The 25,286-nt window shown below is 72.5% G+C and carries 24 protein-coding genes; 15 read left to right on the forward strand and 9 right to left on the reverse strand.

Annotation, left to right across the window (positions count from 1 at the left end):
* Nucleotides 1-140 precede the first annotated feature (140 nt).
* The gene (locus AB0L89_RS16855) at nt 141-920 is read left to right on the forward strand and encodes an NAD(P)H-dependent oxidoreductase (protein WP_365141152.1); all 780 of its coding nucleotides are present in this window, start codon (nt 141-143) and stop codon (nt 918-920) included.
* 152 nt (nt 921-1,072) lie between these two features.
* A complete protein-coding gene (locus tag AB0L89_RS16860) occupies nt 1,073-1,585 on the forward strand; it encodes a GtrA family protein (RefSeq protein ID WP_365141155.1) in 513 nt (170 codons plus the stop codon).
* 20 nt (nt 1,586-1,605) lie between these two features.
* Here AB0L89_RS16860 and AB0L89_RS16865 read toward each other — a convergent pair whose 3' ends face one another.
* From AB0L89_RS16865 to AB0L89_RS16875, 3 genes are read right to left on the reverse strand one after another with little or no spacing between them, the layout of a single operon-like run.
* Nucleotides 1,606-2,295, reverse strand: coding sequence for a M15 family metallopeptidase (locus AB0L89_RS16865; protein ID WP_365141158.1), 690 nt, complete (start codon nt 2,293-2,295; stop codon nt 1,606-1,608).
* 44 nt (nt 2,296-2,339) lie between these two features.
* Nucleotides 2,340-2,609, reverse strand: a complete 270-nt coding sequence (locus AB0L89_RS16870; protein ID WP_365141161.1) for a DUF397 domain-containing protein — start codon at nt 2,607-2,609, stop codon at nt 2,340-2,342.
* Entirely contained in the window at nt 2,569-3,417 is an 849-nt protein-coding gene (locus AB0L89_RS16875) for a helix-turn-helix transcriptional regulator (RefSeq protein WP_365141164.1), read from the reverse strand. Before AB0L89_RS16875 ends, AB0L89_RS16870 begins: the two co-directional genes overlap by 41 nt.
* A gap of 86 nt (nt 3,418-3,503) precedes the next feature.
* Between AB0L89_RS16875 and AB0L89_RS16880 the strand changes: the two genes are divergently transcribed.
* The 3 genes from AB0L89_RS16880 (at nt 3,504) to AB0L89_RS16890 (ending at nt 5,743) form a co-directional block, all read left to right on the forward strand.
* Nucleotides 3,504-3,983: an ATP-binding protein gene (locus AB0L89_RS16880; protein ID WP_365141167.1), complete on the forward strand. Its 480-nt coding sequence runs from the start codon at nt 3,504-3,506 to the stop codon at nt 3,981-3,983.
* Nucleotides 3,984-4,106: 123 nt separating this feature from the next.
* Entirely contained in the window at nt 4,107-4,463 is a 357-nt protein-coding gene (locus AB0L89_RS16885; protein WP_365142001.1) for a hypothetical protein, read from the forward strand.
* Nucleotides 4,460-5,743 (forward strand): ion channel protein, encoded by a 1,284-nt coding sequence (locus AB0L89_RS16890; protein WP_365142003.1) that lies wholly within the window; start codon nt 4,460-4,462, stop codon nt 5,741-5,743. Before AB0L89_RS16885 ends, AB0L89_RS16890 begins: the two co-directional genes overlap by 4 nt.
* Here AB0L89_RS16890 and AB0L89_RS16895 read toward each other — a convergent pair.
* Entirely contained in the window at nt 5,723-7,033 is a 1,311-nt protein-coding gene (locus AB0L89_RS16895; RefSeq protein WP_365141170.1) for an MFS transporter, read from the reverse strand. The genes AB0L89_RS16890 and AB0L89_RS16895 overlap by 21 nt on opposite strands.
* A 100-nt stretch (nt 7,034-7,133) precedes the next feature.
* Between AB0L89_RS16895 and AB0L89_RS16900 the strand changes: the two genes are divergently transcribed.
* A complete protein-coding gene (locus AB0L89_RS16900) occupies nt 7,134-8,222 on the forward strand; it encodes a DUF5937 family protein (protein ID WP_365141173.1) in 1,089 nt (362 codons plus the stop codon).
* A gap of 28 nt (nt 8,223-8,250) precedes the next feature.
* Here the strand turns inward: AB0L89_RS16900 and AB0L89_RS16905 are convergent, their stop codons facing one another.
* Nucleotides 8,251-9,159 (reverse strand): LysR family transcriptional regulator, encoded by a 909-nt coding sequence (locus AB0L89_RS16905; RefSeq protein ID WP_365141176.1) that lies wholly within the window; start codon nt 9,157-9,159, stop codon nt 8,251-8,253.
* A gap of 154 nt (nt 9,160-9,313) precedes the next feature.
* Between AB0L89_RS16905 and AB0L89_RS16910 the strand changes: the two genes are divergently transcribed.
* Both AB0L89_RS16910 and AB0L89_RS16915 read left to right on the forward strand, forming a co-directional pair.
* Complete coding sequence (locus AB0L89_RS16910; RefSeq protein WP_365141179.1) at nt 9,314-10,606, forward strand: SGNH/GDSL hydrolase family protein; 1,293 nt, start codon at nt 9,314-9,316, stop codon at nt 10,604-10,606.
* Nucleotides 10,606-12,063 (forward strand): MFS transporter, encoded by a 1,458-nt coding sequence (locus tag AB0L89_RS16915; protein WP_365141182.1) that lies wholly within the window; start codon nt 10,606-10,608, stop codon nt 12,061-12,063. Before AB0L89_RS16910 ends, AB0L89_RS16915 begins: the two co-directional genes overlap by 1 nt.
* Here AB0L89_RS16915 and AB0L89_RS16920 read toward each other — a convergent pair.
* Together AB0L89_RS16920 and AB0L89_RS16925 are read right to left on the reverse strand one after the other, a co-directional pair.
* The gene (locus AB0L89_RS16920; RefSeq protein ID WP_365141185.1) at nt 12,048-12,425 is read right to left on the reverse strand and encodes a hypothetical protein; all 378 of its coding nucleotides are present in this window, start codon (nt 12,423-12,425) and stop codon (nt 12,048-12,050) included. The genes AB0L89_RS16915 and AB0L89_RS16920 overlap by 16 nt on opposite strands.
* Before the next feature lie 20 nt (nt 12,426-12,445).
* Complete coding sequence (locus tag AB0L89_RS16925; RefSeq protein ID WP_365141188.1) at nt 12,446-12,853, reverse strand: SH3 domain-containing protein; 408 nt, start codon at nt 12,851-12,853, stop codon at nt 12,446-12,448.
* Nucleotides 12,854-13,009: 156 nt separating this feature from the next.
* Between AB0L89_RS16925 and AB0L89_RS16930 the strand changes: the two genes are divergently transcribed.
* From AB0L89_RS16930 to AB0L89_RS16950, 5 genes are all read left to right on the forward strand, one after another.
* The gene (locus AB0L89_RS16930; protein WP_365141191.1) at nt 13,010-14,029 is read left to right on the forward strand and encodes an ATP-binding cassette domain-containing protein; all 1,020 of its coding nucleotides are present in this window, start codon (nt 13,010-13,012) and stop codon (nt 14,027-14,029) included.
* Nucleotides 14,026-14,874: an ABC transporter permease gene (locus AB0L89_RS16935; protein WP_365141194.1), complete on the forward strand. Its 849-nt coding sequence runs from the start codon at nt 14,026-14,028 to the stop codon at nt 14,872-14,874. The genes AB0L89_RS16930 and AB0L89_RS16935 overlap by 4 nt, the downstream gene beginning before the upstream one ends.
* 81 nt (nt 14,875-14,955) lie before the next feature.
* Nucleotides 14,956-15,810 (forward strand): hypothetical protein, encoded by an 855-nt coding sequence (locus AB0L89_RS16940; protein ID WP_365141197.1) that lies wholly within the window; start codon nt 14,956-14,958, stop codon nt 15,808-15,810.
* A gap of 148 nt (nt 15,811-15,958) precedes the next feature.
* Nucleotides 15,959-16,966 (forward strand): endonuclease/exonuclease/phosphatase family protein, encoded by a 1,008-nt coding sequence (locus tag AB0L89_RS16945; protein WP_365142005.1) that lies wholly within the window; start codon nt 15,959-15,961, stop codon nt 16,964-16,966.
* A gap of 44 nt (nt 16,967-17,010) precedes the next feature.
* Complete coding sequence (locus AB0L89_RS16950; protein ID WP_365141200.1) at nt 17,011-18,990, forward strand: FUSC family protein; 1,980 nt, start codon at nt 17,011-17,013, stop codon at nt 18,988-18,990.
* 93 nt (nt 18,991-19,083) lie between these two features.
* Here the strand turns inward: AB0L89_RS16950 and snpA are convergent, their stop codons facing one another.
* On the reverse strand, nt 19,084-19,752 hold the full coding sequence (gene snpA, locus AB0L89_RS16955) for a snapalysin (protein ID WP_365141203.1): 669 nt from the start codon (nt 19,750-19,752) through the stop codon (nt 19,084-19,086).
* Nucleotides 19,753-19,974: 222 nt separating this feature from the next.
* Here snpA and AB0L89_RS16960 point away from each other — a divergent pair, with 222 nt between their 5' ends.
* Nucleotides 19,975-20,949 carry a LysR family transcriptional regulator gene (locus tag AB0L89_RS16960; RefSeq protein WP_365141206.1) on the forward strand — a complete coding sequence of 325 codons (975 nt, stop codon included), beginning with the start codon at nt 19,975-19,977 and terminating at the stop codon, nt 20,947-20,949.
* 195 nt (nt 20,950-21,144) lie between these two features.
* On the forward strand, nt 21,145-22,359 hold the full coding sequence (locus tag AB0L89_RS16965; protein ID WP_365141209.1) for a hypothetical protein: 1,215 nt from the start codon (nt 21,145-21,147) through the stop codon (nt 22,357-22,359).
* Between the two features lie 70 nt (nt 22,360-22,429).
* Here the strand turns inward: AB0L89_RS16965 and AB0L89_RS16970 are convergent, their stop codons facing one another.
* On the reverse strand, nt 22,430-24,526 hold the full coding sequence (locus tag AB0L89_RS16970) for a PhoX family protein (RefSeq protein ID WP_365141212.1): 2,097 nt from the start codon (nt 24,524-24,526) through the stop codon (nt 22,430-22,432).
* Between the last annotated feature and the right edge of the window lie 760 nt (nt 24,527-25,286).

Genomic DNA, 25,286 nt, shown 5'->3' on the forward strand with positions numbered 1-25,286 from the left:
GCCCCGCGAAGGTGGCCCTGCCGATACCAGGAAGTCCCGTCCTACGGATGCGGCGCCCCTGAACAACGGGCGCCGCGGCCCCCAGGATCGAACTCGTCCGATCCCGAGCACCCACGTTTCCGAGGACCCGAGGAGTTCCCATGAAGACGCTGATCGTCCACGCCCACCCGGAGCCGAAGTCGCTCAACTCCTCCTTGAAGGATCTCGCGGTGTCCACGCTGGAGGGCGCGGGCCACGAGGTGCGGGTGAGCGATCTGTACGCGATGAAGTGGAAGGCTGCCGTGGACGCCGACGACTACGGCCCCGAGCCGTCGGACCGCCTGAAGGTCGCCCTGGACTCGGGCCGGGCCTTCCAGGCCGGGACGCTCACCGAGGACGTCCGCGCCGAGCAGGAGAAGCTGCTGTGGGCGGACACGGTCATCCTCCAGTTCCCGCTGTGGTGGTACTCGATGCCCGCGATCCTCAAGGGCTGGGTGGACCGGGTGCTGACCTACCGCTTCGGGTACGGCGTCGGCGAGCACAGCGACACCAAGTACGGCGAGCGCTACGGCGAGGGCACCCTCGCGGGCAAGCGGGCGATGCTGTCGGTGACCGTCGGCGGCCCGGAGCGGCACTACTCCGCCCGCGGGATCAACGGGCCCATCGAGGACCTGCTGTTCCCGATCCACCACGGGATCCTCTACTACCCGGGCCTCGACGTGCTGCCGCCCTTCGTGCAGTACGGCAGCGACAAGCTGACCGAGGAGGACTTCGCGGACGTCGCCAAGGCCTGGGAGGAGCGCCTGCTGTCCCTGGAGTCGACCGAGCCGATCCCCTTCCGCCGGCAGAACTTCGGCGACTACGAGATCCCCTCGCTGAACCTCAAGGAGGGCCTGGAGCCCGCGGGCCGCTCGGGTTTCGGGCTGCACGTGCGCGGCTGACCCCCGCTCTGACCTGCGCGTTCCCACCCCCGACACCACATGGCACCATCCCGTGGCGCATGTGGCACCACTTAACCCCTCGCGATGGCACCACTCGTGTGCCATGATGGCACCACGGAGAACACGGGTGAGCCATCAACGGGGGTCGGGTCATGGAGTCAGCACACAGCCAGTCGCAGCCGGCGCCCGGCGCCGTCGCCGCCTTCGCCCGCTTCGTGCTCTGCGGCGGGGGTGTCGGCGTCGCCTCCAGCCTCGCCGTCGCCGGGCTCGCCTCCTGGCTCCCCTGGGCGCTCGCCAACGCCCTGGTCACCGTGGTCTCCACACTGATCGCCACCGAGCTGCACGCCCGCTTCACCTTCGGCGCGGGCGGGCGCGCGACCTGGCGCCAGCACGCGCAGTCCGCCGGTTCGGCGGCGGCCGCGTACGTGGTCACCTGCGGGGCGATGTTCGTCCTCCAGGAGCTGGTGGCATCACCTGGCGCCATCCTGGAACAGGCCGTCTACCTGTCCGCCTCCGCGCTCTCCGGCATCGCCCGGTTCGTGGTCCTGCGCGTGGTCGTCTTCGCGCGGGGCCGCGGGCGGGCGGACGCCGTCCGTCCCGTGCCCGCCGCGCTGGCCCGCGCCTCCGCCCCGGCCCGCCCCGCCGAGCTGTGCGCCGCCGCCTGAGCGGCGCGGGATGCTCGCTCCTAGCGGCCGTTCGCCGAGAAGTGCTGGTAGTCCGGGTGCACCCAGCGGGCGCCCCACGGCCAGCCGACCCGCCGCATCGCCGTGGTGATCACGTCACCCCGCCGGATCATCCCCTTCGCCCCGCGGTCCCTCCGCAGATACGGACGACCCGCCGCCGGATGCACCCGGCCCGCCTGGTCCACGTACGGGTTCTCGACCGGGTTGATGTCGATCGCGTCGCCGTAGGAGTGCCGCGACAGATTGCCCGTACCGCCCGTCACCGAGCGGCAGTTGAACGCGGACGTGTTGTCGGCCGCCATCGACTTCAGGTCGCTGCCGCCGTACTCCGCGGTGACCCGCATCCGGCGGATTGGGAACCTCGCGTCGAACGCCCGCCCGAAGACGTACAGGAGCGGACGGACGGCCTTCTCGTGCACGATCAGCTCGCCCTGGTGCGGGCGGCCGTCGAACCCCCAGTGGTTCATCCGGATCAGCCGCAGCCGGGCCGGTGGCACGGGGCAGCCGGGGCGGTACGTGACGCCCAGCTTGGCGCGGGGTACCGCCGTCACGACGGCAGCCATCCCGGGTGGGGCCGGGGCGTGGGGCGCCCCTTGCCCCACGCGTTCCCCGGCGGAGGCGCCGGGGGCCCCGGAAGTGCCGATGAGCAGGAGCGTCAGGACGCCGATGACGACGCGATGTCCGTTTTGCACCCGATCAATCTAGGGGCGTCGGTGCGCTCCGCCGGGACGGGTGATCACACGGCGTGGCTCCGGACGAACGCGGTGAACGCGGTGGCGGTGACCGTGAGGGTGGGGCCTTCTGGGTTCTTGCTGTCCCGGATGGCGACGGTGGCGTTGCACTGGGCTTGGGCGATCTCGATGCATCCGCCGGTGGCACTGCTGTACGTCGACTTACGCCACGCCGCGCCGTTGAGGGGTGCGCATTCGATGCACTCCCCGCCGGTGTTGCCGCTGTACGACGACTTACGCCACCGCGCGTTGGGCAGATCCCGACTGGTCGCCATAACGTTCCTCCATCACGCGGCTGATCAGTTCCGCCGATTCCCCCTTCGAGAGAGCGGCGGCCTGCAAGTTAGCGTAACGGCGGGCGGCTTCGCGGACAGTTTCCGGGTTGGCCGTCATGTGGCCGGAGATGAGGTCTTCGGTGTAGATCAGCTCGGGGTCGCCATCGAAGCGTAGAGCGGTGAACGACCCCACCATGGCCGCGTGTTCACCGACTGTGTACGGCAGTACCTGAAGGCCCACCCAACGGCGTTCGGCAACCGCCAACAGGTGCGCCAGTTGGTCGCGCATAACCTCAAGACCACCGACTGGACGGTGAAGCACAGCCTCGTCGAGAACCACCAACAGCAAGGGTGGACGCTCACGTTCAAGGATCCGCTGACGCTCCATACGTGCAGCAACCAGCTCATCGAGCCTGCCAGGCACACCTGTGGCGAGGACAGCCCGTGCGTACTCCTCCGTTTGAAAGAGCCCGTACACCAACTGAGCCTGATACGTGGATAGGTAGGACGCCTTCGCCTCCATCTCCGCGAACGGCTGGAACCAAGACGGCAACTGGCTCCGCAACACCAGCCCCACCAACCGCGAGAACACCCCATCCGTCCCCAACGCCGCGTCCACCCGTTCCGAGAAGTCGCGCGTGGGGACCTTCTTGGCCGTCTCGATCTGGCCCACCAAGGACCCCGTACAGAAGATGCACGAACCCAGTTGCGCCTGCTTGAGGCCCGCCGCCTCCCTCAGGCGCCGCAGCTCGGAGCCGTAGTAGTCCAGCGGGGACGCGCTGGGGTCGAGTTCGTTGATGCGGACCATGGGACGGTCACCCCCAGGCTCAAACGCGTCACGGCGTTGCTCTGACTCTGTAGCCCAGCGTAACCAGGTAACTCCACGCTGGTGACATGAATCACGTAACTCCCCATCCGCCCCTGCCCGTTCGGGGGACGTACCGGATGAACCTCACCGCCGGTGCCCACTCGGCCCGGCACCTGCGGTTCATTCTCCGTACGCATCTGGGCAGTTGGGGCATGGCCGAGCTCGCGGACCCCGCGGAGACCGCGCTGACCGAGCTCGTCGCCAACGTCGTCCGGCACGTGCCGGACCGGCGGTGCGGTGTGCTGCTGCTGCGCCGCCCGCACGGGCTCCGCGTGGAGGTGTCCGACGGGTGCCCGCGGCTGCCCGCGCCAAGGGAGGCCGGGGAACTGGCCGAATCCGGGCGCGGATTGCTGATCATCGCGGCGGTCGCCGACCGCTGGGGGTTCGTACCGCGCAGGGACGGACCCGGGAAAACGGCGTGGTTCGAGTGCGACGCCAAGCCGCCGGGGGGCACCCGTTCGGACCAGTCCGGGTCGCCGGGCCCACCGGAGCGTCACACGCTGTGAGTTCCTGGTCCAGAGAAGCGAGGGACGGCCATGAGCAGCGCCACCGCACCCCAGAACGCGCCCACGCCGCCGAAACGCGACACCGAAAGCGACGGCGGCAGTGCCTGGGCCGCCGGCGGGACGATGTTCGCCGGTGTGCTGATGCTGGTGAACGGGATCCTCGGCATCCTCGAAGGCATCGCGGGCATCGCCAAGGACGACGTCTACGAGCGCATCGGCGACTACGTCTACAAGTTCAACCTGACCACGTGGGGCTGGATCCACCTGGTCCTCGGCATCCTCGTGGCGATCACCGGCTACGGGATCCTCAAGGGCGCCGAGTGGGGCAGGGCGGCCGGTGTCGCGCTCGCGGCGATCGCGATCGTCGCGCAGTTCCTGTGGCTGCCGTACACGCCGGTCTGGGCGCTCATCTCCATCGCGATCGGCGTGTTCGTGATCTGGGCGCTGTGCAACGACCGCTCCGACGGCGCCCCGTCCTGACGGCCGACATACGGGTGGCGGGGCTGACGCCGCAGGCCCGAGCGCTGGCCCCGCTGATCGTCCCTGCCCTGCTCGTCGGGGCCGGGTCGAGCCTGCTGCTGCTCGCGCTGAGCTGGGTCTCCGAGCGGCTCCAGGACGTGCTGTGGGAGCGGCTGCCCGACGCGTTCGGGGTCTCCGGGACCTCGGCCGGGTGGATCTTCGGCACGCTCACCGTGGTGGGGCTCGTCGTGGGGCTCGTGGTGTGGAAGGTGCCGGGGCACGCCGGGCCCGACCCCGCGACCCTGGGGCTCGTCGACCCGCCGCTGCCGGTGCGGATGCTGCCCGGCATCGCGCTCGCGGTGGTCGTCGGGCTCGCGGGCGGGGTGAGCCTCGGCCCGGAGAACCCGATCACCGCCATCAACATCGCGCTGGCGTACGCGCTCGGCATGAAGGCGATGCCCCGCACGCCCGCCGCCGCGTGGGCCGGGCTCGCGGCGGCCGGGACGGTGGGCGCGCTCTTCGGCACACCCGTCGCGGCGGCGCTCATCCTCTCCGAACTGTCCATGGGGGACGACCCCCGGCCGCTGTGGGACCGGCTGTTCGGTCCGCTGGTGGCGGCGGGCGCGGGCGCGCTGACGACCGTGCTGATCGCACACCCGACCTTCGAGATCGAGGTGGCGGACTACCCGGGGCCGCACTGGGGCGACCTGCTGTCCGCCGTCGTCATCAGCACGGGGGCGGCGACCGTCGGGCTGGCCGCCGTGTATGCCTTCCCGCTCTGCCACACCGCCTTCCGGCGGCTCGGCCACCCCGTGCTCATGCTGACCGTGGGCGGGCTCGCGCTCGGCGCGCTCGGGGCGCTGGGCGGGCACCTCACGCTCTTCAAGGGACTTGAGGAGATGAAGGAGCTGACCGGGGAGGCCGGGGCGCACGACGCGGGGAACCTGCTGCTGCTCGCCCTGGTGAAACTGGCCGCGCTGGTCGTGGCGGGGTCGTGCGGGTTCCGGGGCGGGCGGATCTTCCCCGCGGTGTTCGTGGGCGTCGCCCTCGGACTGCTCGCGCACGCCCTGGTCGACGCGGTACCGCCCGCGCTGGCCATCACCTGCGCCGTGCTCGGCATCCTGCTGGCCACCACCCGTCAGGGCTGGCTCAGCCTGTTCACGGCGGCCGTCGTGGTGATGGACATGGACCTGCTGCCGCTGCTGTGCGTGGCGGCGCTGCCCGCGTGGCTGCTGGTCACCGGGCGCCCCGAGATGCTCGTCGAGGAACGGCCCGAGGCGTCAGGAGCGAGCGCCCCGTGACCGCCGGCCGCGTCCCGCTTCCACGCCCTGGGGTCCGGCCGGGAGAGCCGGGTCCTTCTCCGCGGCGACGGCGGCGGAGGACAGGAGCGTCGCGGCCGTGAGGGTGCCCCACAGGGCGGCCGGGCCGTGCGGCGCCAGCGCGGTGATCGCCGCCGGGGAGACCGCCAGGCCGAAGCCCGTGGACAGCTCGAAGCGGGCGAGGGCGCGGCCCAGGGCGTGCGGCGGGGCCAGCACCGTCACGAGTGCCGTCGCGCTGCCCGCGTACACGATCTCGCCGAGCGTGCAGACGACGGAGACCGCGGCGACCAGAGGGGCGCCCCAGCCGCCGCCCAGTGAGGTCGCCGCGAGGAAGCCCACGTAGGACACGGCGAGCACCACGCCGGACAGCGCGAGGACGGTCCGCCGGGGATGGCGGGACAGCAGGACGGTGACCGGCACCTGGAGGGTGACGACCAGGACCGTGTTGGCGACGAAGATCGCCGCCGACCAGACCGGGGAGGCGTCCAGCTGCGTCACCAGGATCAACGGCAGGGCGATCTCGGGGACGTTGAGGCAGAAGACGTAGATGACGTTGGCGGCGAGGACCGCGCGCATGCGGGGCGCGGGCGCGTCGGCGGGCGCCCCGCCCGCCTCGTCCGTCTGCCGGCCGGCCGGACGCGCGGTCAGGCGCACCGACCACGCCAGGGCCGCCGCCGCGAGATACGCGAGGCCGGTCACGGCGGCCAGCGCGCGCAGCGCGGCCGGGCCGCCCGCCAGGCACGCCATCGCGACGAGCGCGCCCACGCCGAGGGCGCCGTTGCGCAGGGCGCGGCCCGCCGCGAGGGCCGCGTCGCGCTCCCGGCCGTGGGCGACCGTGGCCACCAGCGCCGCGTGGGCGGCGGGCCAGGCCTGGTTGCCGACGCCGAGGAACAGCGCGGCCGTCCCGAACAGCCAGACGTGCCCCGCGGGAGCGGCGAGCAGCAGCGCCACGCCCACCACGCGGACCAGCATCGACGCCGCCACGACCGTGCTGCGCGCGCCCCGGTCCAGCCAGCGGCCCACGGCGGGCATGCAGACCAGGCCCGCGACGATGCCGACGGTCATGGCGGCGCCGGTCGCCGGGGCGGAAAGACCCAGGACCGTCACGCCGTAGAGCAGCAGGAAGGGCCGCAGCAGGCCGGTGCCGAGGGCATCCACGGCGAGGGCGACGGCGTAGCGGGGGCCGCCGGAGGCGCGGACGAGGCCGCGGGCCCAGATCCTGGTGTTCTTCGTGGCGGGCGGGGCGGGCGGAGTGGTCGTGGTGGGCGTCATGACGTCACACCGTGCGGCCCGCCGTCGCGTCCGGCACGTCGCTTGACGGTCTCCGTCAAGCGACGTCGCCGCCCGCCGGGCCGTCCCTGATCCTGGGGGAATGACGTTGAGGATCGACATCACCGGCCTGCCGCCCGAGCGGCTGCGGTTCGCCGCGTCCCCGCTGGCCGAGCTGACGGCGATGCTGCACGTGCTCGCCGAGCCGGGGCACCACCCCCGGCGCGCCGACTGGGCCGCCGACGTCTGGGCCGGGCTCGCCCCCGAACTGGCCGAGCGGCTGCGCGAGTCGGAGTTCCTCTGGCGCTCCTCGCAGGCCGACTTCCTCTTCCCGGCCCGGCCCCGCGCCACGCTCGCCGAGGAACTGGACGACGTCGACCGCATCGACGACGAGACGTACGCGACGGCCGCGCTCGTCACCACGTGCGGCGGCGGCCGGGCCCGGTTCGCCGCCGCGTCGCCGCTCACCGACGCGGCGGCCCGCGAACGGGCCCTGGACCTGGCCCTGGCGCGCGGTCCGCGCCAGGAGGCCTTCGCGGAACGGCTCCTCGCGGACCCGGCGGCCGTACGGGCCCGGGTGCGCCGCACCCTGGAGCTGTGCGCCGATGCCTTCTTCGACGCGGCCTGGGCGGCGGCCGCCGTCCGCATCGCCACCGATCTGCGCCTGAAGAACGACCTGGTCAAGCGCCAGGGCCTCGCGGCGGCGCTCGCGTCGGTGTCCGGCGCGGTCGCCCTGTCCCCGGACGGCGGCCACATCGTCGTCGACAAGCTCCAGGACAAGGCGACCAGCGCCCGGGACGCCGGGGTCACCTTCGTCCCCAGCGTCTTCAGCAGCCCGCACCTGGTGGTGGTCCACGCGCCCGGGTGGCAGCCGGTGGTGCAGTACCCCGTGGCCGACGAGCCCGACCCGGCGGAGCCGGTGCCGATGGAGACGGTCACCCAGCGGCTCGAAGCCCTCGCCCATCCCGTACGGCTGCGGCTGCTGCGCACCCTGGCGCGCGGCCCGCACACCACCGGCGAACTCGCCCACACCTGGGGCCTCTCGCTCCCGGAGGTCTCCCGCCACCTCGCCGTCCTGCGCCGCGCCGGACTGCTCACGGCACGGCGGGAGGGGCGCTATGTCCGGCACACCCTCAACGTGGCGGACCTGACGGCGCTGGGCACGGACCTGCTGGCGGCGGTGCTGCGGTGACCGGGGGCGTCCGTACGGAGCCGGGGCTTCAGTACGGTGCCGGGCCGCCGTTCTCGGCGACGGCGTCCCGCACCGCGCGGACGAAGGCCTCCGCGCGGGCGCTCAGGCCGCCCGTCCGGTGGATCAGCGCCACGTCCGCCGACGGGACGTCCCGCAGCGGCACGAAGGTGACGCCGGGGCGCGCGTAGTACTGCTCCACGGACGCCACCACCGGCGAGATCCCCTGGCCCGTCGCGACCAGCGTCATCAGCTCCTGGAAGGTCGCCACCGCCTGGCCGCGCCGGATCTCGCGCCCCGACGGCGTGCGGGGCGGCACGTGGAAGTCCCACCAGTAGCCGGGCGCGCCGTTCACGACCCCGAAGAACGTCTCGCCCGCCAGCTCCTCCAGGGACACCGACGTGCGCCCGGCGAGCGGGTGGCCGAGCGGCACCGCGAGCACGCGCGGTTCGTTGATGACGACCGGGCCGACGACGAGGTCCGGCTCCTGGACCGGCAGGCACGTGAAGAGCAGGTCGACGTCCCCGCCGCGCAGCGCGCCCAGCGGGTCGTGGAACTGCGTCTCCCGCATCCGCACCTCCACGTGCGGGCAGCGCTCCCGGAACAGCGCGAGGACCGGGCCGGTCAGCGTGCCCGCGCCCGAGCCGAGGAAGCCGACGTGCAGCTCGCCGTCGACGCCCCGCGCCGCGTCCTTGGCGCGCGCCACCGCCGCGTCCATCGCGCGGTGCAGCGGCGCCAGGTCCTCGTACAGCTGACGGCCCAGCGGCGACATCCGCACCACCCGGCTGGTGCGCTCGAAGAGCGGGGCGCCGATCCTGCGCTCCAGCTTCTTCACCGTCTGGCTCACCCGGGCCTGGGAGAGCACGAGGCGCTCCGCCGTGCGGCCGAAGTGCAGCTCCTCGGCCAGCGTCAAGAAGGTCTCCAGCTCCTGGCGTTCCACCCCGTACCCCCTGTGACCTGCATCGATAAGCGTGAGCGCGTCGATCGTTTCACGGTTCGCCATTGATGGGCCATCGCGCTCGGCGGATCTTGGAGGAGTCGGGACGGCGTCCGCCGCACCCGGCTCCTTTCCTCACAACCCACCGGAGATCCCGATGATTTCGCGTGCCCGCAGGACCCTGGTCGCCACCGCCGCCGCCACCGCACTCGCCCTGACCGCGGGGCTCGCCGTGACCGGCGCGCAGGCCGCCCCCGCCGGAAGCCACGACCGCACGGGCCGGGGCGCCGGGCCCGCCTGGAACGCCGCCTGGGCCGCCGCGCCGCAGCGCCCCAGCACCGGCTTCAAGGCCAACTGGTCGGAGGCCGGCTTCGACGGCCAGACCCTGCGCCAGGTCGTCCGCGTCACCGAGGGCGGCGAGCGCGCCCGGATCCGGCTCTCCAACGCGTACGGCACCTCCCCGCTGCGGATCGCCTCCGCGACCCTCGCGCGTACGGGGAAGGGGGCGTCGGTCGAGAAGGGGTCCGTCAGACGGCTCACCTTCGGCGGGAAGCGGTCGGCGGCCGTCCCGGCGGGCGGCCAACTCTCCAGTGACGCCGTCGGGCTGGACCTGGACGCCTTCGAGTCCGTGACCGTCACCCTGCACCTGGCCGGGACGACCGGGCCCGCCACCTTCCACGCCCAGTCCTTCGCGACCAGCTACCGCGCCCGGGGCGACCACACCGCCGACACCGGCGCCAAGGCCTTCGGCGAGTCCACGGAGTCCTGGTACTACCTCTCCGGCGTCGACGTCAGCGGCGGCCCCGACAAGCGGCGCGACGGCGTGGTCCTCTTCGGCGACTCCCTCACCGACGGCTTCGCGTCCTCCACCGACCACAACCGCCGCTGGTCCGACGCGCTCGCCGAGCGCCTCGCCGAGGCGGGCGACCAGCGGCCCGTCCTCAACTCCGGCATCGGCGGCAACATGGTCCTCAACGACTCGGCCTGGTACGGCGAGAAGGGCACCCACCGCTTCGCCCGCGACGCCCTCGACCTGCCCGGCGTCGGCACGGTCGTCGTCCTCGAAGGCGTCAACGACATCGGCTTCAGCGAGACCGACAAGCCCACCTACAAGCCTGCCCCGGTCGTCTCCGCCGACGAACTCATCGACGGCCACCGCAAGTTCATCCGCGCCGCGCACGCCAGGGGACTGAAGGTCGTCGGCGCCACCCTGCTGCCGCTCGGCGGCTCCGACCACTACGGCGAGCGGGCGGCGGCCGTGAGCAACAAGTTCAACCGTTGGGTGCGGACCTCTGGCGAGTACGACGGATATGTGGACCTCGACAAGGCCCTCGCCGACCCGGCGGACCCGGAGCGGATCGCGCCCACGTACGACAGCGGGGACCACCTGCACCCGAACGACGCCGGGTACCGGGCCATGGCCCGCGCGGTGGACCTGGAGACGCTGTGATGGCCGCCGTCGACACCCGCGGGGCGGGCACGGGCCCCGCCGTGCGCATGACCCCGCGCCAGAAGCTCGTCCTGGCCCTCCTCCTCGGCTCCCAGTTCATGATCGCCGTGGACTTCTCCATCCTGAACGTCGCGCTGCCCGTGGTCGGGGAGGGCCTCGGCTTCCCGCTCGCCCACCTCCAGTGGATCGCCACCTCCTTCGCGCTCGCCGCGGCCGGGTTCACGCTCCTGTTCGGCCGGATCGCCGATCTCTTCGGCCGCAAGCGGCTGTTCATCGGCGGCATGGCGCTCCTCGGCCTCTCCTCGGCCATCGGCGGCCTCGCCACGAGCCCCGAAGTCCTGCTCACCGCACGGGTGCTGCAGGGTCTGGCGACGGCGGCGGTCACCCCGGCGGGCCTCGCCCTGCTCACCACCGCGTTCCGCGAGGGGCCGCTGCGGGAGCGGGCGCTCGGCCTGAACGGCGCGCTGATGTCGGCGGGCTTCACCACCGGCGCCGTCCTCGGCGGCCTCCTGACCGAACTGCTCTCCTGGCGCTGGGCGTTCCTCGTCAACGTGCCGGTCGCGGCGGCCGTCGTCGCCCTCGCGCCGAAGCTGCTCACCGACTCGCGGCTGGTGTGCAGGCACCGCCTGGACGTACCGGGCGCGGTCACCGTCACCGGCGGGCTCCTCGCCCTCGTCCACGGCCTGACGCGGGCGGGCGAAAGCGGCTGGGCCGACCCCGTCGCGCTCACCGGACTCGCCGTCGGCGCCGGTCTGCTCGTCGCCTTCTGGTACGTGGAGCAGCGCTCGGCCGCGCCGCTCGTGCCCGTGCGGATCATGCGGCGCCGCACGGTCGTCTGGGGCAACACGGCGGGCCTGATCGCCTTCGCCACGGAGACCTCGCTGGTCTTCCTCCTGACGCTGTACCTCCAGGAGGTCCTCGGCTACTCGGCGCTCGCCACGGGCCTCGCCTTCGGAGTCCTCGGCGTCGGCACGGTCGTGGGCGGCACGCTCGGCGGGCGGGCGGTCGGCCGGTTCGGCGACCGGGCCACGATCCTCGGGGGCGGGCTCGTGCAGGCCGTGGCCACGCTGTCGCTGGTGGCGCTCGGCACCTCGGGCGGCTGGATCTGGCTGCTGCTCGCGGCCACCTTCGTCGGCGGCGTCGGCAACATGCTGCTCATCGTGGGCTTCATGGTCACCGCCACGTCGGGCCTGCCGGACTCCGAACAGGGCCTGGCGACCGGGCTCGCCACGATGACCCAGCAGGTCGGCATCACGCTCGGCATCCCGGTGATGAGCGCGGTCGTGGCGGCGCGCACGGGGGGCGCCGGGACCGCGTCCGGTTCCGGGGCGCCGGCGGACGCGGTCCTGTCGGGGGTGAGCACGGCGGTACTGGTCAACTCGCTGCTGGTGCTGGCCGGTTCACTGCTGGCGTGGCGGGCGCTGCGCACCGCCCGTGCGGCTCACTCCGTCGTGTAGTACCGGTAGAAGGTCGCCACGAACACACCGGCGGCCACCACGAGGGACATCCCCACCGACCGCAGCACGGTGGCGCCGGTCAGGCTGTAGAGGAACCCGAACGCGATCCCCGCGAACGCCGTCCAGGACAGGGCGCGCAGTTCGCGGGGAAGCGCGTGCGCGCCCCGGTGCAGGGCGAAGAAGACGGCGGCGACGATCGCGCCGGTGACGACGCCGAAGAGGACGTTGCCGGTGGTGATCGGACCGCCGTCGCGGCGGATCCCGGCGGCCCAGATGCCGTAGACGATGCCGAGGAGGACGGGGCCCGCCCAGTGGGCGGACAGGGTCCGTGGGGCGGTCGTTGCAGGTGAGGCGTGTGCCATGACGGTTCCTTCCTGATGTCCTAGTGGTTCCGCGTGCACGGGTCGTGGTGGCAGTCCGCGTCGCGCCACTGCGGGCAGGGGTCGCCGTCGCCGGAGCAGCTCGGCACGTGCCGGCCGCCGGTGTCGACGTAGGCCGCGCTCACCCAGCCGCGGACGCCGACGAGCCAGTACCAGGACGGATCGCCGTTCACGGTGGTGCCCCAGGTGGCGCATGCGACGCGGTCCTGGCTGCCGTGGGGAAGTTCGGCGACGATCGACGCCGAGGTGTTCGGCTGGTCCCGCACGTGCAGATCGGGTCCCGACACGACGGTTCCCCAGATGACCCCGCCGCCGTCGTGTGCGGGCGTCGCGGCGGTCGCCGCGACGGTGTTTCCCAAGGTCAGCAGGGTCGCGGCACCCGCTGCTGCCAGGATCGGGGCGATGCGCATGGTCGGCCTCCTCGCCCCCTCGTCCAGGAAACACCCGTTCGGCCCAGCGCTCCACCGGAGCCGTGCCTAGCCTGGAGACAGCGATGAGTTTCCGGGGCGGCCCGGGTCTGCCCTCACGACGACATCGCTTCGGTTCCTCGGAGAGGGCGGACGGACATGAGCAACCTGGCCATCGAGACCGCGGGTCTGGTGAAGACCTTCGGCGACAACCGCGCGGTCGACGGCATCGACCTCGCCGTTCCGGCCGGCACGGTCTACGGCGTCCTCGGGCCGAACGGCGCGGGCAAGACCACGGCGGTCAAGATGCTCGCGACCCTGCTGCGCCCCGACGGCGGCGAGGCGCACGTCTTCGGGCACGACGTGGTGCGCGAGGCCGACGCGGTCCGCAGCCGCGTCAGCCTGACCGGGCAGTACGCCTCGGTCGACGAGGACCTGACCGGCATGGAGAACCTGATCCTGCTGGCCCGCCTGACCGGCCACGCCAAGAAGGCGGCGCGCGGCCGTGCGGCCCAGCTCCTGGAGGCCTTCGGCCTGACGGAGGCGGCCGGGCGGCAGGTGAAGAACTACTCGGGCGGCATGCGGCGCCGCATCGACATCGCCGCGTCCATCCTGAACACGCCCGACCTGCTCTTCCTCGACGAGCCGACGACGGGCCTCGACCCGCGCAGCCGCAACCAGGTCTGGGACATCGTGCGCGCGGTCGTCGGGCACGGCACGACGGTCCTGCTCACCACCCAGTACCTGGACGAGGCGGACCAGTTGGCGGCGCGGATCGCCGTCATCGACCGGGGCAGGGTGATCGCCGAGGGCACCAAGGGCGAGCTGAAGGCGTCGGTCGGCGCGGGCTCCGTGCACGTACGGCTGCGGGAGGCCGCGCGGCGCGAGGAGGCGGCGCGGCTGCTCGGGGCGGTGCTGGACGCGCAGGTGCAGCTGGAGGCGGACCCGGTCGCCCTGACGGCCCGGGTCGGCACCGACGGCGGGCACAACGGCGCGGGGGCCGCCGAGCAGGCCTCGCGGGCGCTCGCCGAGCTGGCCCGCGCGGGCATCACCGTCGACAACTTCGCGCTGGGCCAGCCCAGCCTCGACGAGGTCTTCCTCGCACTGACCGGCACGGACACCGGTTCCCACTCCGCCGCGGGCGCGTCGCCCGACCTGAAGGAAGAGGCCACGGCATGAGCACCGCGACCACCACCGAGACGCAGGACCTCGCGCCGGTCAGGACCGAGTCCCTCGCCGAACTCCTCATCGCCACCGAACGCCCGCCGCGGCCCACCGCGCTGTCGGCCTGCCTCACCTTCGGCTGGCGGGCCATCCTCAAGATCAAGCACGTGCCGGAGCAGCTCTTCGACGTGACGGCGTTCCCGATCATGATGGTGCTGATGTACACGTACCTCTTCGGAGGAGCGCTCGCCGGTTCTCCCCGGGAGTACATCCAGTACCTGCTCCCCGGCATCCTGGTGATGTCGGTCGTCATGATCACGATGTACACGGGCGTCTCGGTCAACACGGACATCGAGAAGGGCGTCTTCGACCGCTTCCGCACCCTGCCGATCTGGCGCCCCTCGACGATGGTCGGCTACCTCCTGGGCGACGCCCTGCGCTACGCCATCGCCTCCGTCGTCATGCTCACCGTCGGCCTGATCATGGGCTTCCGCCCGCACGGCGGCGTCCTCGGCGTCGTCGCCGGCATCCTGGTCCTGCTGGTCTTCGCCTTCGCGTTCTCCTGGGTCTGGACGATGTTCGGCCTCCTGCTGCGCACGGAGAAGTCGGTGATGGGCGTCAGCATGATGGTCCTGTTCCCCCTGACGTTCCTCAGCGACATCTTCGTGAAGCCGGAAACGATGCCGGGCTGGCTCCAGGCCTTCGTCAACAACAACCCGGTGACCCACGTCGCCTCAGCGGTCCGCTCCCTGATGGAAGGCACGACGGCCACGAGCTCTCTCCTGTGGACCTTCGGCTGGGCCCTGGCCCTGGTGGCGGTCTTCGGCCCGGTGACGATGCGGCTGTACAACCGCAAGTAGCGGAAGCGCTCCCCATCGGCATTGCCCCATATGCAGTCGCCCCGGTCGCGCCCCGCGTGACCGGGGCCTTGCCTTGGAGGCGTGTCCAACCGTGCCCGCAGCGTCCGTAGCCTTCGTGGGGTTCTCTCCGTCGTCCTGCTCGCCCTCGCCTGTCTGCTCGTCCCCCTCGGTGCGCTCTCCACCTGGGCGAAGTACGAGATCGGGGACCGGGACAACTACGTCGCCACGATGGCGCCGCTCGCGTCCGACGGTGCGGTGCGGGCAGCCGTGGCGGACGCCGTCACCGACTCGGTGATGAAGGAGATCGACGTGGGGCCGCTGCAGGGCACGGTCGAGTCCTTCGTGCGGGACGCGGTGGCGTCCTTCACCGAGACCGCCGCCTTCCGGACCGCCTGGGACGCCGCCAACCGCGCGGCGCACGACGCCGTGCAGTCCGCCCTCAACAGCGACTCCGACAGCGAGGTCACCATCGACCTCGCGCCCATCACCGAGCAGATCAAGCAGCAACTGGTCGACGACGGCGTGCCGTTCGCCTCCCGGATCCCGGTGAAGCACACCGAGGTCACGATCCTCCAGTCCAACGACCTCGGCGACCTCCGCCAGGCCTTCCACGCGCTCCAGGTCGCCGGGATCTGGCTCCCGGTGGCCGCGGTCCTGCTCGCCGCGGCCGGGCTCTGGCTCGCGCCGCGCCGCCGGGGCGCGGTCATCGGCACGGCCCTCGGCGCGGCCCTGGGCGCGGCCGTCCTCCTGATCGCGGTCGCCGTGGGCCGCTCCCTCGCCCTCGACGACCTGCCCGAGGACATCTCCCGGGACGCCGCGGGGGCGGTGTACGACGCGCTGACCGACACCCTGAGGACGACGGGGTGGACCGTGGGGGCGGTGGCACTGGTGGCCGCCATCGGAACCTGGCTGATCGGGCGGCGGCGGCACGGGTGACCCAGGGGCGCGGGGAACCGCGCGAGCGACCACGACGGACCCGCACCGCGGAGAGCCGGGCAACCACCCACCACCTCACCCCGTCTCAGACCACTGAGGGAGGATGCACCGCAGGACCGGACGACGAGAGGCCGACGCCTTGGACAGCATGACGGCCGCCCGCGGCACGGAGGACGACCTCGGCGGGGGCGGGAGGCGGCGCGGCGGCCGCGCCGCCGCGTGGGGCGCGGGCCTCCTCCTCGCGGCGACCAGCACCGTCCTCGGCTTCCGCGTCGCGGACGCCGACGGCTTCACCCCCGTCCCCCAGATCCTCGCCTTCCTGCCCTGGCTCCTCGTGCCCGCCGTCGCCGCCCTGCTGATGGCCGTACTCGGCCGATGGCGCATCGGCATGGTGTGGAGCCTCGCCGTGCTCGGGCTCGTCGCCTGGTACATGGAGCCCTATGGCCGCACGGACCAGCCCGACGGACCCGCCGTCGCCGATCTGCGCGTGCTGACGTCCAACGTCGAATTCGGCCGCGGCACCGCGGGACTGGTCAGGGCGGTCCGCGAGGAGAAGCCCGACCTGCTCTTCGTGGAGGAGTGCGACCCCGGCTGCTCGGACCTGCTCCGCAAGGAGCTGCCCCACGCCGACTACCCCTACCGCGAAGCCGTCGAGGCCACCGGCGCCGAAGGCTCCGTCATCCTCTCCAAGCTCCCCCTCAAGGGCGCCCCCGGCATCGACGCCACCCTCGGCATGCCCGCCGCCGTCGCCGACGTGAAGGGCCACCCCGTACGGATCCAGCTCGCGCACCCCATGCCACCGGTGCCCCGCGAGGTGCACCTGTGGCAGAGGGAGCTGCGGAAGATCCAGGACTACGCCGCCGCGGGCGACGGGAAGTCCACGATCATCGCCGGGGACTTCAACGCCACCCAGGACCACGCCGCCTTCCGCGAGATCCTGGACGAGGGCGTACGCGACGCCGCCCGCCTCGCCGGCTCCTCCCGCTCCCCGAGCTGGCCCGCCGCCGCGCCCTCGCCGCTCGGCGCGCAGATCGACCACGTCCTCGCCACGCCCGACTTCTCCGCCCGCGACGCCCGCTTCCTGGAGATCGGCGACACCGACCACCGCGCCCTCGTCGTCACGCTCACCCTGCACAAAAAGGAAACAGAGCGTTGATCCTCCGGCCAGGGCAAGTCACGTAAAGCGCCGATAATGGGCGCATGCCCCGAGAGTCCCGCCCCGCCCGTCCGGTCTCACTGAGCCCGCTCACCCCGCCCGACTGGCTGGTCAGGTCCCTCAAGCCGCAGTCCGCCCCCATCCCCTGGGCCGCCGTCGCCCGCGCCTCCGTCGCCATGGCGCTCCCGCTGGCCGTCGGCATCCTCGCCGGACAGCCCGCCTACGGCGCCCTCGCCTCGATGGGCGCCCTCTCCGGCGTCATCGGCGACACCGCCGACGCGTACCGCATGCGCATCCTCAACATCGCCGTCCCCCAGCTCTTCGGCGCCCTCGGCGTCACCCTCGGCTCGCTCGTCTTCGGGCACGGCTGGGTGGCGGTCGGCGCGGTCACCCTCGTCGCGCTGGTCTCCGGGATGATGTCGACGATCGGCGCGGTCGCCTCCGTGTCGGGCCTCCTGCTGCTCCTCAACTGCGTGGTCGGCGCCGGACTCCCGATGCCGGGACAGTGGTGGCTCGCCCCGGTCCTGATGACCAGCGGCGGCCTCCTCGTCCTCGCCCTCGCGCTGCTCGCCTGGCCGCTGCGCTCCGGCGTCCCCGAACGCGCCGCCGTCGCCGGCGCCTACCGCTCGGTCGCCGCCCTCCTCGACGCGGCGGGCACGGACGCGTACGACGAGGCGCGCGCCGCCGTGACCGTCTCGCTGAACCAGAGCTACGACCTCGTCCTCGCCCGCCGCGCCCGCGACCACGGCCGCAACCCCGAACTGGTCCGCCTCATCGCCCAGTTGAACGCCGTCACCCCCGTCGTCGAGGCCGCCCCCGCCGCCGACCAGGCCGCCCGCCACTCCGGCTGCGTGCTGCCCTCCGCCGTACCGGACGCGGTCCGCCGCATCGCCGACGCCGTCCAGCAGGGCCGCACCGCGCTCCCCGGCCTCGGCATCCCCGAACCGCGCGGCAGCGCAGAACGCGCCCTCGACCAGGCCGTCCGGCACGCCGTCGAGACGCTGGAGAACCCCGACCCGCTCGCCTTCGTCGACGTCGACGACCGGCTCGGCCGCCCCGCCGCCCTGCGCGTCCGCGCCCGCCGCGCCGGGCGCAACGTCATCCTGTCCGGCGCCTCCTGGCGCTACGGCCTGCGCCTGGCCCTGTGCATCGGCATCGCCCAGGCCCTCGTCTCCCTGATCGACGTGCCCAGGTCGTACTGGGTGGCGCTGACCGTCACCTTCGTCCTCAAGCCCGACTTCGGCTCGGTCTTCTCCCGCGCCGTGCTGCGCGCCCTCGGCACCGCCGCCGGCCTGGTCCTGGCCGCCGCGGTCCTCACCGAGGTGCCGCACGGCTGGTGGGACGTACCCGTGATGATGCTGCTCGCGCCGCTCATCCCCGCCCTCACCACGCGCGGCTACGGCTACCAGACGGCGGCGATCACCCCGGTGATCCTGCTGCTCTCCGACATCCTCAACCACCAGGGGCTCGGCCTGGTCCTGCCGCGGCTCGTCGACAGCCTGATCGGCTGCGCGATCGCGCTCGTCGCGGGGTATCTGCTCTGGCCGGAGAGCTGGGGCACGCGGATCGGGGACCGGCTCGCGGACGCGGTCGCGGACACGGCGGGCTATGTGGAGTGCGCGTTCGGCCCGGTGGACGACCCGTCCGCTCGCGCCCGCATGCGCCGCGGCCTCTACCGCGACCTGTCCGTCATCCGCTCGGAGTTCCAGCGGGCCCTGACCGAGCCGCCGCCGACCGGCACGCGGGCCACCGCGTGGTGGCCGCTGGTCGTCGCCGTCGAACGCATCCTGGACGCCACGACCGCGGCAAGGGTCCGTATCCGCCACGGAGCGGAGCCTCCCGAGCCCGACGAGGTGGCCGAAGTCGCCCACGAACTCCAGGGGCTCGCGGTCGGCCTGCGCGCCTCGGACACCCTGGAGAAGGTCGACGCGAACTTCACGCCGGGCCCCCAGGACAGCGTCCTGGAACCGCTGCGCCAGGAAGTGGCGGCAGCGAGAGCGATCGCCTCTCCTACGGCGCGATGAGGCGACGCCCCAAAGGGGCGCGGGGAACCGCGTGACCGGCCACGGCCGGTCCGCAGTTCCCCGCGAAAGCGATGAATCCCTGCAAACCCCGCGTCAGCGGTCGGCGTTGACCTTGTGCAGCGCCTTGGCGAGCCCGTTGGCCCACAGCTGGTCCACCTTCGCGCGCTCCTGCGCGTCCGGCTGCGAGTTGGTGCAGGACGGGCCGGGGCCGCCGCCCGACATCAGCTGGCTGCACGGGCCGTCGTACGTGTCGGGCAGACCCAGCACGTGACCGGTCTCGTGCGTGGTGACGCGGGTCGAGTCGTACTGCTGGTTCTGGGCGTAGTCCAGGAAGACGTAGCCGTTGCCGTGCCCGTCCGTGCTCGCGTACGAGCCGCGCGGGTCGTCGCCCTCGCGGTACTCGAAGCTGGCGCCGGAGCTGCCCTCCTGGAGCTTCACGTTGGAGACCGCGGAGTTCCAGATCGAGGTGGAGCTGGCTATCTGCTGGGCGAAGGTCGGCGCGCCGGACGCGTCGTAGGTGACGGTCACGGACTTGGCGCCCGGGTTCGCCGCGCGCTTCTCGGCGACCGCCTTCACGACGGCCTCGAAGAACGCCTTGTTGTTCTTGGCCTCCTGGGCCGAACCCTGGTACTGGGTGTACGAGGCCGTGGCCGAGGTGGCCGCGGAGCTGGGCGTCGCGGTCGACGCGGAGGCCGAGGTCACGCCGAGACCGGCGACGGAGAGGCCGAGGACGGCGGCGACGGAGAGGTAACGCTTGTTCATGTGTGGGGGGCTCCCTACTCGTTCGACGACCACGTGGGGGCGGTCGATGAAAGGTGAACGGCTCGGTGCCTGTGAGTGTCGGGGAGCATGAGGCGCGTGGGGATGATGGCAAGTGGCGATAGCACGGGCCTATCACCCGGTCCCGGCCTGTCCAGAACGGCTGGTTCTCATGGGGTTTGGGCGTCTGGTGCGGCGGCCGTGGCGCCTCTACTCTCAACGACCATGGAGCTCGAGGTCAGGCACCTCCGCGCGCTGTGCGCCATCGCCGACACCGGCAGCCTGCACAAGGCGGCCCGGCAACTCGGCATGAGCCAGCCGTCGTTGACGACCCAGCTGCGCCGCATCGAGAACGCCCTCGGCGGCCAGCTCTTCGCCCGCGAGCGCACCGGATGCCGGCCCACCCAGCTCGGCCGGGTCGTCCTCAGCCGCGCCCGCCCCCTCGTCACGGAGATGCGGGCCCTGGTCACGGAGACGAAGGCGGCCGCCGCCCGCGCCGCCGAGGGCCCGCACCTGCGCATCGGCTCCACGGCCAGCCGTGCCATACCGGGCTGGCTGCGCAGACTGCGCGTCCGCCTGCCCGGCACCGAGACATCACTCCAGATGGACGTCTCCGCGAACGCGCTGCTGCGCATGGTGGCGGCGGGACAGCTCGACGTGGCGTTCGTGCACGAGGTGGAGGGCTGCCCGCTGCGGCTGCCCGAGGCCCTGCGAAGACGGGTGCTGCTCGACCGCGAGCCCCAGTTCGTCTCCCTGGCGGGGGACCATCCGGCCGCGGGCCGTCCCGTCGTACGCCTCTCGGACCTCGCGGAGGACCGGTGGATGGTGGACCCGACGGTCGACGGCGAATGGGACGGCCTGCGCCGCGTCCTGACCGCCGCCGGGCTCAACCCCCGTGTCCTGCACGGCGACTACCTCACGGCGGCGTCCCTCGTCGCCACCGGCGAGGTCGTCACCCTCTGCCAGCCGACCTCGCTCGCCCGGCCCGACATGGCGGTACGCCCCCTCTACGGCGACCCCCTCGGCGTGCGCCTCATCGTGGCGGCACGCACGGAGGACGAGATCAACGCGGTGTACGGCGAGCTGGAGGCCTCCTACTGGGAGGCGGCGGGCCAGGCGCCCGCCTATACGGAGTGGCTCCTGCGGGCCGGCGACCCGCGCGGAACCACCGGCGGGACCTTGGTCCCCGCCAGCCGGTGACCTTCGGCAAAACAGCCACTGACCTGCACTTTTGTCTGCTTTACGGTTCTGCGTGACCGTATGCGGCCACTTGTTACATTCCCTACGGATGACGCACACATGGCGCCCGTAACTTCGTATCTGTCGCCACCGCAAAGGGGCACAAACACGAACAGCTCGACCAGAGTTGGATCATCGACGAGGGAAGTCACCGCCATGCGCGCCACCCGCCGTACCTTCCGCACCGCCGCCATCGCCACCGGGGCCATCGCCGCTCTCGCGGTCCCGACCACGGCCGCCTTCGCCGCGGACGCGCCGTCGGCCCCGCAGGGCCAGGTCGCCGCGGGTGACCGGACCGGCACCACCGACCAGACCGACCAGACCGGCCAGGACCGGACGGGCGACCAGGACCAGACGGGCAAGGACGAGACCGGTCAGGACAAGTCCAAGGACCAGGACAAGCAGACGGACCAGGACAAGTCCAAGGAGCAGGACAAGTCCAAGGACAAGCAGACCGACAAGGACGTGGACGTCCCGAAGCCCGGCAGCTGGGAATCCAAGGGCACCACCAACCTCGGCAAGGGCTGGTCCGCGAAGGTCGACGTCAACGCCTCCGCCCGCACGGCCAAGGCGGCGATCTCCCTGAACGGCGCGGCGAAGGGCTCGCTCACCGCGTACGAGAAGTCCGCGAGCACCACGATCGACGGCAACACCTTCACGCTCTCGCCCGACGGCACCGTCACCATGAAGGCCAAGCCCACCCCGCCGAAGCCGGACGACAAGCGCGTCTTCGTCCGGGACGCGAAGCTGGCCGACGGCTCCACCGCGAAGATCTACAAGCTGGGGCCGAACCACTACCAGGCCGACATCATCGCCAAGGGCGTCAAGCTGGACACCCTCGACGCCAACGGCCGCTCCGCCTCGGGCCAGAACAACGGCCTGCACGTCACCCTGAACCCCGACGGCACCATCAAGTCCTGGGTCGAGGGCACCCCGAAGCCGAAGCCGGACACCAAGCGCGTCTACAAGACCACGGTCAAGCTGGCCGACGGCTCCCTCGCGAAGATCTACAAGCTCGGCCCGAACCACTACCAGGCCGACATCATCGCCAACGGCGTCAAGATCGACACCCTCGACGCCAACGGCAGGGCCGCGCACGGCCAGAACAACGGCCTGCACGTCACCCTGAACCCCGACGGCACCATCAAGTCCTGGGTCGAGGGCAAGAACAACGGCCACACCACGCAGCCCAAGCACGACGTCCGCAAGGACTCGAACCGGGTCGTCCCGAAGGGCGGCGTCAAGGCCGGCGCCGACGGCGTCCAGGGCTCCTCGGACGACGCCCCGCTGATCGCCGCGGGCAGCGGCATGGCGGCCGTCGGCGCGGCCGGCCTCGGCTTCGCGATCTACCGCCGCAAGCAGCACAACTGAGCCCGACCGGGCAGGAGTACGCGCATGGGGCACCCCGCGACCGCGGGGTGCCCCATCGCCGTACGTACGGTCAGACGCCGATGTCGCAGCCGTCCTCGCGCCACACCGAGACGACGGACGGGCGGACGATCTTCCCGGGTCCGTCGGGCCAGGCGCTCGCCGGCTTCTCGACGGACGCGCCGTCGACCTCGCCCGGGTGCTGCACGGCGACGAGCACGCGCCGGTCCTGGACGAGCGGGCCGCAGGTCTCGGCGCCGGTCGGCATGGTCAGGAACTGCTTGAGCTCACCGCGCCGGTCGCCGCGCGTGGCGACGCCGAACAGGCCGTCGTGCGAACCGAGCTGGTTGCCGTCGGTGGACAGCCACAGGTTCCCGTGCGGGTCGAAGGCGACGTTGTCCGGGCAGGAGATCGGGGAGACCCGGTCCTTGGGGAAGCCCGCGAAGTACGTCGAGGGGTCGTCCGGGTCACCGGCGACCAGGAAGAGCGACCAGGCGAAGGTGGTGGCCTCGGCGCGGTTGCGGCGCTCGGTCAGCTCCAGGACCTGCCCGTGCTTGTTGAGGTTGCGCGGGTTGGCCTCGTCGGCGCCGGCCTTGCCCGCCTTGCCGCGGTCGGAGTTGTTGGTCAGCGCGACGTACACCTTGCCGGAGTGCGGCGACGGCTCGATGTCCTCGGGGCGGTCCATCTTCGTGGCGCCGACCTTGTCACCGGCCAGGCGCGTGAAGACGTAGACCTCCTCGGCGGTCATGCCGTCGACGTGGCTGACGGCATGGCCGCCGGGACCCGCGGTGGCGAGCGGGATCCACGTGCCGCTGCCGTCGAACTCGCCGTCGGCGGGCAGCGTCCCCTTGCCGTCGATCTCCTCGGCCGGGGAGTCGCCGGTCAGCCTGGCGACGTACAGCGTGCCCTCGTCGAGGAGGGTGAGGTTGTGCTCGTGCGCGGCACGGGAGCCGCCCTTGGCCATGCGCTTGCTGCTGACGAACTTGTAGAAGTAGTCGAACTTCTCGTCGTCGCCCATGTAGACGACCGGACGGCCGTCGTGCGTCAGGCGCGGCTGCGCGGCCTCGTGCTTGAAGCGGCCGAGCGCGGTGCGCTTGCGCGGGGTGGAGTCCGGGTCGTACGGGTCGAGTTCCACGACCCAGCCGAACCGGTTGGCCTCGTTGGGCTCCTTGGCGAGGTCGAAGCGGTCGTCGAAACGCTCCCACTTGCGCTCGGAGGCGGCGCCGACGACGCCGTACCGCTTCAGACGCGCGGCGGCCTTCGGGTCGGTCACCTTCTCGGCGTTGGCGAAGTACTGGTTGAAGTTCTCCTCGCCGTGCAGCGTGGTGCCCCAAGGGGTCGTGCCGCCCGAGCAGTTGTTGAGGGTGCCGAGGACGGTGGTGCCGCGCGGGTCCGCCTTCGTGCGGACGAGTTCGCTGCCGCGCACCGGCCCGGAGAGCCGGAAGGGGCTGGTGGCGGTGAGACGCCGGTTGAGCTGGTGGCGCGAGACGGCCCGCAGCCTGCCGGTGCGCCGCTCGCCCTCGACCACGACGACGGAGAGGCCGTGGGCCGCCCAGGCGATCTCGACCTGCTCGCGGGTCGGGTTCTCGGGGTCGTACCCCTTGAACATCAGGATCTCGTCCGTGTACTCGTGATTGGCGACCAGGACCTGGCGCCGGTGCTCGCCGCGCAGCGGCAGCAGGCTCAGGAAGTCGTTGTTGTAGCCGAACTGGCCGGCCTGCGCCTTCGCGGTCTGCCGGTCCGCGTCGAAGGCGGGCGCGCCGCGCAGGATGGGCTCGCCCCAGCGGATGACGACGTTCTGCTCGTAGCCGGCGGGGACGGTGACGGCGTCGGCGGTGTTCGGCGCGACGGGCGTGAACCGGAGTCCGCGGGCGCCCTTGCCCTTGCCGGGCCTGCCGTGGCGGCCGCTCGCGGGGGCGGCGACGGCCTCGGGGGCCGCGGGACCGGCTATGGCGGCGCCGCCCGCCGCGGCGGCGACGGTCACGACGGCCGTGGCCCGCATCATCGAACGGCGGCTGAGGGCTCCGGCGATGACGTCGCCGACGTACGCGTTCTCGCTGGTGTTGGGAACCTCCTGGAAGCAGGCGTCACCGCAGCGGAACCGGCACGTCAGGGCGGAACGGCCGCCGCTCCCCTGGTGCGAGGTGATCATCGGCAGCAGCTTGCGCACGGTTCCTCCGTCTTGTGGCGTGGCTTGTCGCCTGGCTTGATTCCGCCGTGAGGCTAGGTGTGGGTTCCGGCATGGCGGCGGACTCCGGGTGAACGGAGGGTGAATCCGTGCCGTGGCGGCGGAAGTTGCCGTGAAGGTTTTCGCGGGGGTGGCTCGCGCGGGTGACCGTTGACGACCCTGCCCAAGATCGCACTCTGCGGCGGCTAACCTTACGTGTCCGCCCTGGCCAGGGATTTTCGGGAATCAACTCACGCGAAGGGTTGCGCACATGGGCATTCTGAACCGCCTGCGGAACGCGTTCGGACGGTCACGCAAGGGGAGCGTTCCGGAGGCTCGGGAGCCCGAGGTTGCGGCGGCGCCTGAGCAGGCGGTGAGCGTGCCGGCGCCGTCCTCCGAGCCGACTCCGTCCTCTCCGTCGCCGAAGGCCACGGTGCCGTCCCCGAGCCCGGAACCGAAGCCGTCCCCCGCGGACGACTTGGTGGCAGCAGCCTTCGACAACGTAACGGTCCCACCGCAGTCCCCTACGCCGACGGAGTCCACCCCGCCGCCCAAGGACGAGGCCACCGCTGCCGCCACGAAGCCCGAGCCGACAGACGAAGCCGTTCCCGCTGTGGGCAATCGTCCCGCTGGGCGGGACGGGTGGGCACAGCCCACGGTGCCGGGCGGCGATGACGAGGGCGTCACGGTGGACGACCCCGGGCCGGAGGCCGACGTCAAGGAAACGGCTGACGCCGAGCCCGCCGCCGCAACGGCAACCCCG

The organism is Streptomyces sp. NPDC052114 (assembly GCF_040680155.1).
Classification (GTDB): Bacteria; Actinomycetota; Actinomycetes; order Streptomycetales; family Streptomycetaceae; genus Streptomyces.

Coding starts and splice junctions, on each gene's coding strand:
- AB0L89_RS16855 (WP_365141152.1), top strand. CDS start 141: ATGAAGACGCTGATCGTCCACGCCCACCCGGAGCCGAAGTCGCTCAAC.
- AB0L89_RS16860 (WP_365141155.1), top strand. CDS start 1,073: ATGGAGTCAGCACACAGCCAGTCGCAGCCGGCGCCCGGCGCCGTCGCC.
- AB0L89_RS16870 (WP_365141161.1), bottom strand. CDS start 2,609: ATGGCGACCAGTCGGGATCTGCCCAACGCGCGGTGGCGTAAGTCGTCG.
- AB0L89_RS16875 (WP_365141164.1), bottom strand. CDS start 3,417: ATGGTCCGCATCAACGAACTCGACCCCAGCGCGTCCCCGCTGGACTAC.
- AB0L89_RS16880 (WP_365141167.1), top strand. CDS start 3,504: ATGAATCACGTAACTCCCCATCCGCCCCTGCCCGTTCGGGGGACGTAC.
- AB0L89_RS16885 (WP_365142001.1), top strand. CDS start 4,107: ATGTTCGCCGGTGTGCTGATGCTGGTGAACGGGATCCTCGGCATCCTC.
- AB0L89_RS16895 (WP_365141170.1), bottom strand. CDS start 7,033: ATGACGCCCACCACGACCACTCCGCCCGCCCCGCCCGCCACGAAGAAC.
- AB0L89_RS16900 (WP_365141173.1), top strand. CDS start 7,134: ATGACGTTGAGGATCGACATCACCGGCCTGCCGCCCGAGCGGCTGCGG.
- AB0L89_RS16910 (WP_365141179.1), top strand. CDS start 9,314: ATGATTTCGCGTGCCCGCAGGACCCTGGTCGCCACCGCCGCCGCCACC.
- AB0L89_RS16915 (WP_365141182.1), top strand. CDS start 10,606: ATGGCCGCCGTCGACACCCGCGGGGCGGGCACGGGCCCCGCCGTGCGC.
- AB0L89_RS16920 (WP_365141185.1), bottom strand. CDS start 12,425: ATGGCACACGCCTCACCTGCAACGACCGCCCCACGGACCCTGTCCGCC.
- AB0L89_RS16925 (WP_365141188.1), bottom strand. CDS start 12,853: ATGCGCATCGCCCCGATCCTGGCAGCAGCGGGTGCCGCGACCCTGCTG.
- AB0L89_RS16930 (WP_365141191.1), top strand. CDS start 13,010: ATGAGCAACCTGGCCATCGAGACCGCGGGTCTGGTGAAGACCTTCGGC.
- AB0L89_RS16935 (WP_365141194.1), top strand. CDS start 14,026: ATGAGCACCGCGACCACCACCGAGACGCAGGACCTCGCGCCGGTCAGG.
- AB0L89_RS16945 (WP_365142005.1), top strand. CDS start 15,959: ATGACGGCCGCCCGCGGCACGGAGGACGACCTCGGCGGGGGCGGGAGG.
- AB0L89_RS16950 (WP_365141200.1), top strand. CDS start 17,011: ATGCCCCGAGAGTCCCGCCCCGCCCGTCCGGTCTCACTGAGCCCGCTC.
- snpA (WP_365141203.1), bottom strand. CDS start 19,752: ATGAACAAGCGTTACCTCTCCGTCGCCGCCGTCCTCGGCCTCTCCGTC.
- AB0L89_RS16960 (WP_365141206.1), top strand. CDS start 19,975: ATGGAGCTCGAGGTCAGGCACCTCCGCGCGCTGTGCGCCATCGCCGAC.
- AB0L89_RS16965 (WP_365141209.1), top strand. CDS start 21,145: ATGCGCGCCACCCGCCGTACCTTCCGCACCGCCGCCATCGCCACCGGG.